We start from the raw sequence: 12033 nt of genomic DNA, 5'->3' as shown, positions 1-12033 counted from the left end.
CTCTTACCATTCCGAACAGAGTAGTTAAGCCCGTTAGCGCCAATGGTACTGCATCTCGTGGGAGAGTAGGTCGCCGCCTTTTTTAAGACTCAATCATTTTTTTGGTTGAGTCTTTTTTTTTGAGCAAAAAATATAAGAGTTGTTTAATTAAAAACAAGAACATATTCAACTAAAAAAGCCTAGAAAAACTAGGCTTTTTTAGTTGAATTATTTGTGATCTTATTTATCCTCTAATTACACCTCTAGAAATTACAATTTTTTGGATTTCTGAAGTACCTTCATAAATTTGGGTGATTTTAGCATCACGCATTAAACGTTCAACATGGTATTCTTTCACAAACCCATTACCACCATGTATTTGCACGGCCTCAACTGTTTGTTCCATAGCTACTTTACTTGCATATAATTTCGCCATGGCACTAGACATATCGTAATTATTACCTTGATCTTTATCCCAAGCAGCCTTCATAACTAACATTCTCGCTGCTTCAATTTCAGTATACATATCTGCTAATTTAAAGGCTATTGCCTGATGATTGCAAATTTCTGTTCCAAAGGCTTTACGTTCTTTCGAATATTTTAAAGCAAGCTCATAAGCACCAGAAGCAATTCCTAAAGCTTGTGCTGCAATACCTATACGTCCACCTGATAGAGTTTTCATTGCAAATTTAAATCCAAATCCATCTTCACCAATTCTATTCTCTTTTGGAACTTTTACATCGTTAAATTGTAAAGTATGTGTATCGCTTCCTCTAATTCCCAATTTATCTTCTTTAGGACCAATATCGAAACCTTCCATGCCTTTTTCAACAACAAAAGCATTTATACCACGATGACCTTTTTCTCTGTCTGTTTGAGCAATAACTAAATAAACATCAGATCTTCCACCGTTGGTGATCCAGTTTTTGGTTCCATTTATAACATAGTGATCACCTTTGTCAATTGCTGTTGTAGCTTGTGATGTTGCATCACTTCCAGCTTCCGGTTCACTTAAACAGAAAGCGCCTAGATATTCACCAGTGGCTAACTTGGTAAGGTACTTTTGTTTTTGTTCCTCTGTTCCATAAGCCTCCAAACCATAACAAACCAATGAATTATTTACAGATACCATAACAGAAGCTGAAGCATCAATTTTTGATAACTCCTCCATTATTAATACATATGAAATAGCATCCATACCACTTCCGCCATATTTTGGGTCAACCATTATTCCTAAAAAACCTAATTCACCCATTTTACGAACCAATTCGTCTGGGAAGGTTTGCGCGTTGTCACGCTCTATGACTCCAGGTAATAATTCAGTTTGTGCAAAATCGCGAGCAGCATCGCGTATCATCATATGCTCTTCAGTAAGTGTAAAATCCATAATTTGATTTAATTGTTGAATTGATAAAATAAGACTGCAAAGATACTTTATTATTAGCATTTTTTCAATAAGGATTTATATTTTTACAGAATATGACAAAGTCAAACTATAAAGTGATTGGAGTAATGTCGGGAACGTCATTAGATGGAGTAGACCTGATTTATGTCGATTTTACTTACCGAAAAAATAAATGGTATTTTGATATTCTTCAAGCTGAAACAATTAAGTATACGAATCAATGGCATGATCTTCTAGGAAGGTTAGTTGCTTTTTCCTCTAATGAACTAAAGCAGATAGATATCGCATACACCCAATTTCTTTCAAAAGTTATAAAAGATTTTATAAGTAAGTATAAAATACTAGACATCGATGTTATTTGTTCTCATGGACATACAGCTTTGCATCAACCTGAAAATGGAATAACATATCAAATAGGAAATTTGAAAGATCTTTCAAAGTTGACTCAAAATAGAGTGGTTTGTGATTTTAGAAAGCAAGATGTTGAACTCGGAGGTCAAGGAGCGCCATTAGTGCCAATTGGTGATGCGTTATTATTTTCAGAATATGATTACTGTCTTAATCTTGGCGGGTTTGCAAATATTTCAACAGACATAAATGGTAAACGTATTGCCTACGATGTATGTCCTGTTAATATCGTTTTGAATCATTACATGAATAAAATTGGAAAGGAATATGATGATAAGGGCAACCTCGCAACTACAGGTAAAATTAAGGATAAACTTTTTAGTGAATTAAACGCTTTGAGTTTTTATAGCCAGGATTATCCTAAATCACTAGGATTAGAGTGGGTAAAGGAAAATATATTTCCACGTATTGATGCTTATAATCTAAATGTAAAAGATATTTTAAGAACGTTTGTTGCCCATATAGCTTTTCAGATTTCAAACGAAATCAGAGATAAGCAAGATGCTAGAGTTTTGATTACTGGAGGCGGAACCTATAATGACTTTCTTATTTCTGAAATAAAAAAGCAAACTAAAAGCACTCTAATTATTCCAGAAATAAATTTAATAGAATTCAAAGAGGCTTTAATTTTTGGGTTATTAGGCGTATTAAAAATTCGTAACGAAATTAATTGTTTGGCGAGTGTTACTGGAGCGAATAGAGATCATAGTTCGGGTAAAATATATCTACCTTAAAATTATTGTAAAATTAATATTTAAGGCTTTATAGTTTTTTATATTTGTTGAATTCAAACTGACTAAAGAAATTAAATACCATCAAATAAATGAAAGACTTACTTCATAAGTATGAGAAAAAAGAACCCGAAATTGTATTTAATTGGAAAGACCCAGAGACCGAAGCTGAAGGCTGGACAGTAATAAACTCATTAAGAGGTGGTGCCGCAGGAGGAGGAACTAGAATGCGAAAAGGGCTAGATATGAACGAAGTACTGTCGTTAGCTAAAACCATGGAAGTTAAGTTTACAGTTTCAGGTCCATCCATAGGAGGCGCTAAATCTGGTATTAATTTTGACCCAAAAGACCCAAGAAAGAAAGGTGTTTTAGAACGATGGTATAAAGCTGTTTCACCACTTTTAAAAAGTTATTATGGTACTGGTGGTGATTTGAATGTTGATGAAATACATGAAGTTATTCCTATAACTGAAGAAAGTGGTGTTTGGCACCCACAAGAAGGTGTTTTTGAAGGCCATTTTAAGCCTTCTCAAGCCGATAAGATAAATCGTATAGGTCAATTAAGACAAGGTGTTATCAAAGTTATCGAAAACCCTAACTATTCTCCTAGTGTTGCACTAAAATATACAGTTGCTGATATGATAACAGGTTTTGGTGTGGCCGAAGCTGTCAAGCATTACTATGATATTTATGGAGGTAACATAAAAGATAAACGTGTTGTTGTTCAGGGTTTCGGAAATGTCGGTTCGGCCGCTGCATTCTATATTTCGAAAATGGGAGCAAAAGTAGTTGGTATAATTGACATTGCAGGAGGATTGATTAAAGAAGATGGATTTTCCTTTGAAGAAATCACGGACTTGTTCCTAAACAAAAACGGAAATACCCTATCAGCTGAAAATTTAATTCCTTTTGAGGAAATGAATAAACGAATTTGGTCACTGGAAACTGAAGTTTTTATGCCATGCGCAGCTTCAAGATTGATTACCAAAAATCAGATTGATGAAATGATAGGAAGTGGATTGGAAGTCATTTCTTGCGGTGCTAACGTGCCATTTGCAGATAAGGAAATATTTTTTGGTCCTATTATGGAATATACTGATGGAAAAGTGAGTCTGATACCAGATTTTATATCAAATTGTGGTATGGCACGCGTATTTGCATATTTCATGGAAAGAAAGGTTCAAATGACTGATGAAGCCATTTTTAATGACACGTCTAAAATTATTAAAAAAGCTTTGCAAAAAGTTAATGAACAAAGTCAATTTAAAACAGAAATAAGTAAAACCGCATTTGAAATTGCTTTAGGGCAGTTAATTTAAAAGAAAACTATATGGAATCATTAATTATAATTGTATTTGTTGTAGGCTATCTTGCCATAACACTTGAACATAATTTAAAAATTGATAAATTAATTCCTGCTCTGGTCATGATGTCCTTGTGTTGGGCTTTAATAGCTTTAGGGTTAGAGCATTTTCCACAATGGTTTGATTCAGCAAAGCATACATTATTGGAAAATTTTGGACTGCTAGACCATGAAGAAAAAATGCATCTAATGGAAGAAACATTGTTGCATCATCTGGGAAAAACTGCTGAAATTTTGGTGTTCTTGTTAGGTGCCATGACTATCGTTGAAATTATTGATTATTTTGATGGATTTTCAACAATAAAATCTTTTATCAAAACAAAAAGTAAACGAAGAATTCTCTGGATATTTGGTTTTTTGGCATTTTTCTTATCAGCTATAATAGATAATTTAACTGCAACCATTGTACTTATTTCTATACTTCAAAAAATTGTTCCGGACAGAAATGTTAGAATTTGGTATGCAGGATTAATTATTATTGCGGCAAATGCTGGTGGAGCTTGGTCACCAATTGGAGATGTAACAACGACTATGTTATGGATAGGTAAAAAGGTTTCAACAGGACATTTGTTCATTTACTTGTTTATTCCTTCTCTACTATGTATGCTAGTACCGTTTTTTATCGCATCTTTTTTGCCCGCGTTCAAAGGTCAACTTGAACATTCTGAACAAGATGAAAAACCAAAGAGTCGTTATAGTTCAACCATGTTATACTTGGGATTAGGAGGTATTGTTTCAGTACCAATTTTTAAAACAGTGACACATTTACCACCTTATGTGGGTATGATGTTGGCACTTGGTGTTGTAGCCGTTTTTGCTGAAATATACAGTTCCTCAAAGTTTAGTTTAACAGAATTAGACTCAACCGAAAGTGATGCGCACAGTGCGCATAGTCCAGTACATCATTCATTGTCTAGAATTGAAATGCCCAGTATTTTATTCTTTTTAGGAATTTTAATGGCTGTAGCTGCATTAGAGTCTTTAGGTATATTATTTGGTTTTGCTACCTCATTACAAGAGAATATGCCTATGTTAGGTACGGAACTGCACCATGAGGGTGTTTCGGATTTGGTTGTATTGTTATTGGGAGTTGGTTCAGCGGTAATTGATAATGTTCCTCTTGTAGCAGCTAGTTTAGGCATGTTCTCTGTGCCTATGGATAATGAATTATGGCATTTTATTGCTTATTCTGCAGGTACTGGAGGAAGTATGTTAATTATAGGCTCGGCTGCAGGTGTAGTTGCCATGGGAATGGAAAAAATTGATTTTTTCTGGTATTTAAAAAAGATTTCTTGGTTGGCACTTGTTGGTTTTCTGGTAGGAGCTGTCGCATTTATGTTTACAAGAACAATCTTTTAGATATAATTTAGTTATAAATAAGTCGTTATAAATTTGAAACAACATAATTAGTATGATAAATACAATAATTCAAGAAGTTCAAGATGGCTCTGAAGTATTAACAGATGGTGAATCAGTTGAAAAAACATTATCTATCATTGAATTAATTACGAGTGGTGGAACAGCAGGAATGCTAATAATATTATTATTATTTGTTTTATTAATAGTAGCCTCATATATATATTTCGAAAGACTTTTTGCTATAAAAGCTGCCTCAAAAATTGATAATAATTTTATGAATCAAATAAAAGACCATGTTAGTAATGGTAAAATTGATTCTGCTCAAATGCTTTGCGCCCAAGTAAATTCACCAGTTTCTAGACTCATAAACAAAGGCATCACCAGAATTGGAAAGCCATTAGAGGATATCAATACAGCTATAGAAAATGCTGGTCGATTAGAAATTTATGGTTTAGAGAAAAACGTGAGTATGCTGGCAACCATTTCAGGTGCTGCTCCCATGATTGGGTTCTTAGGTACAGTAATTGGTATGATATTGGCAATATTTGAGTTAGCGAATGCAGGAGGAACTATTCAAATGGATGTATTAGCCAGTGGTTTATATACTGCCATGACTACAACGGTAGCCGGTTTAATTGTTGGTATTGTGGCTTATATAGCTTACAATCATTTGGTAGTTAAAACAAACAAGGTGGTTTATCAAATGGAAGCCCACTCGTTGGAGTTTCTAGATCACTTAAACGAACCTATATAATATGAATATCAGAGGAAGAAATAAAGTAACACCAGAATTCAATATGTCTTCTATGACTGATATTGTTTTCTTACTGCTTATATTTTTTATGATTGCATCTACTTTGGTAACTACTAGTGCCATTGATATTCTTTTACCAAATGCCAATGGTAAAACTGAAAACAAAAAATCAGTTGCTGTAAGTATAACCAAAGACTTACGTTATTATATTGATGAAAAACTAGTTGGAGAGAGTGTTCTAGAAAGCGAGTTGTTAAATTCATTATCAAATCAAGAAAATCCCACTGTTGTATTAAGAGCCGAAAAAACCGTACCAGTAGATAATGTTGTTAAGGTGATGGATATTGCTAATAGAAATAAAATAAAAGTCATTTTAGCAGTTAAGCCTAATTAGAATGAAGTATTTTGAGACCAAACATGAACGTAATTCAGCAAAAATAACAACGTTAATCGTTGTCATTTTGTTATTGTTATTGTTTGTTGTTGGTCCACCTTATATGGATCCGCCCATTGAATATGGTGTTGCTGTTAACTTTGGAAACAGTCCTGTTGGACAAGGTAATATTCAGCCTAAAAAACCTATTAAGTCAGAGCCAAGAGAAATACAAAAGCCTATAGAAGAGGTTTCTGAACCAGAAAAAGCAATTCCAGAACCTGCCGCTTCTGAAAAAATAAAATCTGAAGATGTTTTAACTCAAGCTAACGAGGAAGCCATAGCTATCAAAAAACAAAAAGAAACTGAACGAAATGCTAAATTAGAAGCTGATAGAAAAGCCAAAGCTGAGGCAGATGCCAAAGCCAAGGCAGAAGCTGATAGAATTGCCAAACAAAAAGCAGAACAAGAAGCCAAAAAGAAAAAGCTTGATGCCTTAATAGGAGGTGTGAGCAAATCTGAAGGTGCTGAAACTGGAGGTGAAGGTAATGACAATTCGCCAGGTGATAAAGGACAATTAGATGGTGATCCTTATGCGCCAAGCTATTTTGGTGACCCAGGAAGTGGTTCTGGTGGTAAAGGTTACGGATTAGGAGGAAGAGGAAGGGCTACTTTCAATAAAGTTATTCCTGATTGTCAAGAAGAAGGCAGAGTTGTAGTTGAGATACATGTTAATAGGGACGGAAAGGTCATAAAAGCAATTCCAGGTAAAAGAGGTACAACTGGTGATTCATGTTTATTTGAAGCAGCCAAAAAAACAGCACTTTCACATAAGTGGCCTCCCGATTCAAAAGCTCCTCAAACGCAAATTGGTTGGGTAGAAGTTAATTTTAGTTTAGGTCAATAATCCATGACATACCAAGATACTATAAAGTGGATGTTTTCTAAACTTCCAATGTATCAAAGACAAGGTAAATCGGCTTACAAGGCAGATTTAAGCAATTCCGTTAATCTGGCTAAACATCTCAATAATCCTCAAGAAAGAATAAAATTCATTCATGTAGCTGGTACCAATGGTAAAGGTTCTACTAGCCACATGTTGGCTTCTATATTACAAGAATCGGGTTTAAAAGTAGGCTTGTTTACTTCACCTCATTTAAAGGATTTTAGGGAACGCATTAAAGTGAATGGCCAAATGGTTAGTAAGCACTTTGTTATGGGTTTTATAAAACGAAATAAATCTTTTTTAAATAACAATCATTTGTCTTTTTTTGAAATGACATCAGGAATGGCCTTTGACTATTTCGCTAAACAAGATGTTGATATAGCTGTTATTGAAGTCGGATTGGGAGGAAGATTAGATTCAACTAATATTATTAATCCTAAAGTGTCGGTAATTACTAATATTGGTTTTGATCATATACAATTTTTGGGAAATACATTGGAAAAAATTGCTTTTGAAAAAGCAGGAATAATAAAACAAAACACACCTGTTGTCCTTGGAGAATGGCGTAAACAAACGGAACACGTTTTTAGACAAATAGCAAAGGAGAAAAATGCACCTATATTTTTTGTGGATAAAGAAAGTGTCTCAAACTATCAATCAGATTTAAAAGGTGCTTACCAGCAAGCTAATATCAAAGCAGTTGTTAAGACAGTTGAAGTTTTAAATACGCTTGATTTTAACATTTCAAAAGTCAATTTAAAAAGAGGTTTACTGAATACGGTTAAAAATACGGGTTTACTGGGCCGTTGGCAAACATTACAAGAAAAGCCCAAAGTTATTTGTGATACAGCTCATAATAAAGAAGGACTGGAAATTGTGATGAAGCAATTGATGACAGAAAAATTTAATAAATTATTTATGGTATTTGGAGTTGTGAACGACAAGGACTTAAATGCATTGGTTGGTTTACTTCCCAAACAAGCTTATTATTTTTTTTGTAAACCAGATGTCCCTAGGGGATTAGATGCTGATATTCTCGCAAAAGAATTGAAGGTAAATGGTTATTTTGGAGAAGTTTGCAATAGCGTTAACGAAGCTTTAAATAAAGCAAAAGAAACAGCTAGTATTGATGATTTAATTTATGTTGGAGGTAGTACTTTTGTAGTAGCTGAAATTATTTAATTTTTTTCGCAAAAAAAGTTTTGCAGTAAAAAAAACTACTTTATATTTGCAATCCAATTACAGAGGGCGATTAGCTCAGTTGGTTCAGAGCACCTCGTTTACACCGAGGGGGTCGGGGGTTCGAATCCCTCATCGCCCACAAAAGTCCGTTTCGAACGGACTTTTTTATTTTGGGTCATTAACTCAGTTGGTTCAGAGTGTTACCTTGACAGGGTAGAAGTCACTGGTTCGAATCCAGTATGACCCACAAAAAAGCCCTACATGAATTTGTGCAGGGCTTTTTTTGTGCTATTTTACTTTTCTTTTATATCAAATCCAACACGCGCTCCAATGCCATGCCTCTGGATCCTTTAATTAATAGTGTAGCGTTGATTATGTTTAGTTTTAAATTTTCCGCATGATTTCTAAAATCTTCAAAAGATTTAAAAAAATCAATGTTCTCATATTTACTTTCATGCTGATAAAAATTTTCTCCCACAAAAAAACTGGCTTCAAATGCCATGTTTTTTACCAAATCTACTATCTTTTTGTGTTCAAAAACAGCATCAGTTCCTAATTCAAACATATCACCTAAAATGACAATTTTATTAGAATCATTTAAATCTTTGAAATTTGTAAGAGCAGCTTCCATACTAGTTGGGTTTGCATTGTAGGCATCCATGATAATTTTATTGTTACCTTTTCTAATTATTTGAGAACGATTGTTTTTTGGCACATAAGTTTCTATAGCATCTTTTATTTCTTGTTTTGAAATATTAAAAAAACTACCTATGGTAATGGCTGCTGAAATATTGGTGAAGTTATAAGCTCCAATGAGCTGGCTGGAAATTTTAATCGTATCAAATTCAAGAGTAACAAATGGGTTTGAGTTCAATAGATTAATTTTATAATCACCATTATTAGTATCTGTTCCAAAAGTAACGGTTTCAGCGTTTTTGGTTTTTTCTAATTGAATAGGATCATTCGTATTGACAAATATAGTTTTATTATGAGCTATTAAATGGTCATACATTTCAGATTTCCCTTTAATAACACCAGCAATTCCACCAAAGCCTTCTAAATGGGCTTTACCAAAGTTAGTGATATAGCCATAATCTGGTAAAGCAATATTACAGAGGAACTGTATTTCCTTTTGGTGATTGGCTCCCATTTCAACAATGCCTATTTTGGTTTCTTTAGTCATTGATAAAAGCGTTAATGGTACACCAATATGATTATTTAAATTGCCAATTGTAGCTGTCGTTCTGTGTTTTTTTGAAAGTACGGTATTTATTAGCTCTTTGGTTGTTGTCTTTCCATTACTACCTGTAAGAGCTAAGATTTTAGTTCCTAAATAGTTTCTGTGAAATGTGGCAATGTCTTGAAGCGTTTTTAAGACATCATTTACAAGAATTGTTTGAGAGTTGTGATAAAAATCAGGGTTATCTATAATAACATATTTGGCACCTTTTTTTAGTGCTTCTTCGGTGAATTTATTGCCGTCAAAATTCTCGCCTTTTAAAGCAAAAAACATGGAGTTTTCATTAATCTTTCGAGTGTCTGTGCTTACAGATTCACACTCTAGAAATTTTTGATGTAATCTATCTATCTTCATAAAATAAAAGTATAAAAAAAGTCCTGACTAATATTGTCAGGACTTATAAATTTATTTGAAAAAACTTTTAGTTTTTTGTCTTGTTTTTAGTTTCAGATTTTGAACCTACACGAGACATAGCGCATCTAAATCCAATATAATCTGTAGCCATATCTTGAGGAAAATAACGACGTTGAGCAGGATCTAACCAATATTCTCTGTCTTTCCATGACCCTCCTTTGTAAACACGAACTTCATCATTTATTAAAGAAGTACGTTTGTCAGACTTGTCATATTCTCTTATAAGTTGACCCGAAGAGTCAGTTTCAACACTGTGTTTAGGTGAGTTGTACATTTTTCTTGTAACACTATTTCTTTCGCCATCAACAGCTTCTTCATCATCACCAAAACTCTCACGGTAATAACGTGAAGAACTTTGATCACCATCTCTAAAGTTTCTATTGTCACTTCTATCAAAATTAGTTCTCAAGTAAGTTTCGTCTTCGTCAACTGGAACTTGAGCAATTTCACCTGGAAGATCTCTAGCTACTACTTTACCGTTTGGTAAGGTATCAAATACTATTTCACCTGGCATAACTACTTTTACTGTACCATCTTCATTCAATTCATTTTTTGAGTATACATTTCCACGGTAGTAGTTGAAATCGTTGAATTCGTCATCAACAATTGGTCTGTAAACATCAGCAACCCATTCAGCCACATTTCCAGCCATATCATATAAACCATAATCATTAGGTTCATAAGATTTGACGGCATTTGTAATATCGGCACCATCATCAGACCAGCCTGCAATTCCACCGTAATCTCCTTTTCCTTGTTTAAAGTTGGCTAATTGGTCGCCACGAACTTTACGTTTTCCTGAACGTGTATACTGTCCATCCCAAGGATATTTTTTACGACCTCTGTATATATTGTAATTTCTGATTGATGTTAATCCCAATGCTGCATATTCCCATTCAGCCTCTGTTGGGAGCCTGTATTTTGGAGAAATTATTCCAGTTTCTCTTGAAGCATATACATTAATAGTATCTCCAGAAGCAGTAGTTTGAACACGTCTTCTAGTATTATCTGGATTAGTAATACTATCATTACCACCATACACTTTGGTTGGTGCATTGATATATGTATCTGTGCTAAATGTGGCATCAGATGAAACGGAATTTAGTTTGGCATCTCTAACAATATAGCCAGCATCTTCTAAATACATTTCATTTACACGGTCTGAACGCCAATTTGCAAACTCAACCGCTTGAATCCAACTAACGCCAACTACAGGATAATCTTGGTAGCCAGGGTGACGTAAATAGTTTTCAGTCATAACTTCATTATAACCTAAACGATTTCTCCAAACTAAAGTATCTGGAAGTGCACCATTGTAAATTTTTCTAAAGTTATCTTCAGTCGGTGGGTAAACACGTTTAATCCAATCTAAGTATTCTAAATACATTAAATTGGTAACTTCAGTTTCATCCATATAGAATGATTGCACGTGCTGTTGGTTTGGTGTATTGTTCCAATCATGCATAACATCGTCTTGAACTTTACCCATGGTAAATGTACCACCCTCAACCATTACAAGACCAGGAGCAGCTTCTTGCCCTTTAAAACTTGTATTGTATTGGAATCCTCCATCTCTGGAGTTTATGTCCCAACCAGTAGCTCTGGAGCTGTTCGAGCTTGATGATCTTTTACAACCAACCATCGTGACTGATACTGCTAAAACAAGTAGTATCTTGATTGTTATTACTTTTTTCATATCCATACTTTTAAGTAAGCCATTAATATTTTTGGTGACGCAATATAAGAATTATACCTAAGAATACAAGCAATTTTTTGATTTTTAAGTAAAAAAACATGCATTTCGTCCTATTTATCATGCAATACAACGATGATTTTTGTGTATTTCAACGCTGTTTTGATACATGATAACGTCAGATTT

10 protein-coding genes, 2 tRNA genes and 1 rRNA gene are annotated in these 12033 nt (G+C 34.1%); 10 read left to right on the top strand and 3 right to left on the bottom strand.

Going from position 1 to position 12033, the window contains the following annotated elements; all coding sequences use genetic code 11:
- Positions 1–82, top strand: a 5S ribosomal RNA gene (gene rrf / locus HGK31_RS14750); the annotation flags it as partial.
- A gap of 141 nt (positions 83–223) precedes the next feature.
- On the opposite strand, the gene HGK31_RS13635 is transcribed toward rrf, so the two are convergent.
- The gene (locus HGK31_RS13635; protein WP_191860776.1) at positions 224–1366 is read right to left on the bottom strand and encodes an acyl-CoA dehydrogenase; all 1143 of its coding nucleotides are present in this window, start codon (positions 1364–1366) and stop codon (positions 224–226) included.
- Positions 1367–1458: 92 nt separating this feature from the next.
- Between HGK31_RS13635 and HGK31_RS13630 the strand changes: the two genes are divergently transcribed.
- The 9 genes from HGK31_RS13630 (at position 1459) to HGK31_RS13590 (ending at position 8747) form a co-directional block, all read left to right on the top strand.
- Positions 1459–2526: an anhydro-N-acetylmuramic acid kinase gene (locus tag HGK31_RS13630; RefSeq protein ID WP_191860774.1), complete on the top strand. Its 1068-nt coding sequence runs from the start codon at positions 1459–1461 to the stop codon at positions 2524–2526.
- An 89-nt stretch (positions 2527–2615) separates the two neighbouring features.
- The gene (locus HGK31_RS13625) at positions 2616–3842 is read left to right on the top strand and encodes a Glu/Leu/Phe/Val dehydrogenase dimerization domain-containing protein (RefSeq protein ID WP_104736366.1); all 1227 of its coding nucleotides are present in this window, start codon (positions 2616–2618) and stop codon (positions 3840–3842) included.
- Positions 3843–3853: 11 nt separating this feature from the next.
- Positions 3854–5245, top strand: coding sequence for a sodium:proton antiporter NhaD (gene nhaD / locus HGK31_RS13620; protein ID WP_104736367.1), 1392 nt, complete (start codon positions 3854–3856; stop codon positions 5243–5245).
- A gap of 52 nt (positions 5246–5297) precedes the next feature.
- Positions 5298–5999 carry a MotA/TolQ/ExbB proton channel family protein gene (locus HGK31_RS13615; protein WP_104736368.1) on the top strand — a complete coding sequence of 234 codons (702 nt, stop codon included), beginning with the start codon at positions 5298–5300 and terminating at the stop codon, positions 5997–5999.
- Position 6000: 1 nt separating this feature from the next.
- The gene (locus tag HGK31_RS13610; protein ID WP_191860772.1) at positions 6001–6393 is read left to right on the top strand and encodes an ExbD/TolR family protein; all 393 of its coding nucleotides are present in this window, start codon (positions 6001–6003) and stop codon (positions 6391–6393) included.
- A 1-nt stretch (position 6394) separates the two neighbouring features.
- The gene (locus tag HGK31_RS13605) at positions 6395–7279 is read left to right on the top strand and encodes an energy transducer TonB family protein (protein WP_191860770.1); all 885 of its coding nucleotides are present in this window, start codon (positions 6395–6397) and stop codon (positions 7277–7279) included.
- A 3-nt stretch (positions 7280–7282) separates the two neighbouring features.
- Entirely contained in the window at positions 7283–8500 is a 1218-nt protein-coding gene (locus tag HGK31_RS13600) for a bifunctional folylpolyglutamate synthase/dihydrofolate synthase (RefSeq protein WP_191860768.1), read from the top strand.
- 64 nt (positions 8501–8564) lie between these two features.
- Positions 8565–8639: transfer RNA gene (locus tag HGK31_RS13595), tRNA-Val, on the top strand.
- Between the two features lie 33 nt (positions 8640–8672).
- Positions 8673–8747 (top strand) — tRNA-Val (locus tag HGK31_RS13590).
- 57 nt (positions 8748–8804) lie between these two features.
- Here HGK31_RS13590 and HGK31_RS13585 read toward each other — a convergent pair.
- Together HGK31_RS13585 and gldJ are read right to left on the bottom strand one after the other, a co-directional pair.
- Positions 8805–10094, bottom strand: coding sequence for a UDP-N-acetylmuramoyl-tripeptide--D-alanyl-D-alanine ligase (locus HGK31_RS13585; protein WP_191860766.1), 1290 nt, complete (start codon positions 10092–10094; stop codon positions 8805–8807).
- A gap of 67 nt (positions 10095–10161) precedes the next feature.
- Entirely contained in the window at positions 10162–11856 is a 1695-nt protein-coding gene (gene gldJ, locus HGK31_RS13580; RefSeq protein ID WP_191860764.1) for a gliding motility lipoprotein GldJ, read from the bottom strand.
- Positions 11857–12033 lie beyond the last annotated feature (177 nt).

Origin of the sequence: Hanstruepera ponticola (assembly GCF_012931685.1) — a bacterium.
Taxonomy (GTDB): domain Bacteria; phylum Bacteroidota; class Bacteroidia; order Flavobacteriales; family Flavobacteriaceae; genus Hanstruepera; species Hanstruepera ponticola.
This window is presented reverse-complemented; position numbering and strand designations above follow the sequence as displayed.

What these genes read in the sequence shown, in the direction of transcription:
- gldJ (WP_191860764.1), bottom strand. Translation starts at nt 11,856, where the DNA reads ATGGATATGAAAAAAGTAATAACAATCAAGATACTACTTGTTTTAGCA.
- HGK31_RS13615 (WP_104736368.1), top strand. Translation starts at nt 5,298, where the DNA reads ATGATAAATACAATAATTCAAGAAGTTCAAGATGGCTCTGAAGTATTA.
- HGK31_RS13600 (WP_191860768.1), top strand. Translation starts at nt 7,283, where the DNA reads ATGACATACCAAGATACTATAAAGTGGATGTTTTCTAAACTTCCAATG.
- nhaD (WP_104736367.1), top strand. Translation starts at nt 3,854, where the DNA reads ATGGAATCATTAATTATAATTGTATTTGTTGTAGGCTATCTTGCCATA.
- HGK31_RS13605 (WP_191860770.1), top strand. Translation starts at nt 6,395, where the DNA reads ATGAAGTATTTTGAGACCAAACATGAACGTAATTCAGCAAAAATAACA.
- HGK31_RS13630 (WP_191860774.1), top strand. Translation starts at nt 1,459, where the DNA reads ATGACAAAGTCAAACTATAAAGTGATTGGAGTAATGTCGGGAACGTCA.
- HGK31_RS13585 (WP_191860766.1), bottom strand. Translation starts at nt 10,094, where the DNA reads ATGAAGATAGATAGATTACATCAAAAATTTCTAGAGTGTGAATCTGTA.
- HGK31_RS13610 (WP_191860772.1), top strand. Translation starts at nt 6,001, where the DNA reads ATGAATATCAGAGGAAGAAATAAAGTAACACCAGAATTCAATATGTCT.
- HGK31_RS13635 (WP_191860776.1), bottom strand. Translation starts at nt 1,366, where the DNA reads ATGGATTTTACACTTACTGAAGAGCATATGATGATACGCGATGCTGCT.
- HGK31_RS13625 (WP_104736366.1), top strand. Translation starts at nt 2,616, where the DNA reads ATGAAAGACTTACTTCATAAGTATGAGAAAAAAGAACCCGAAATTGTA.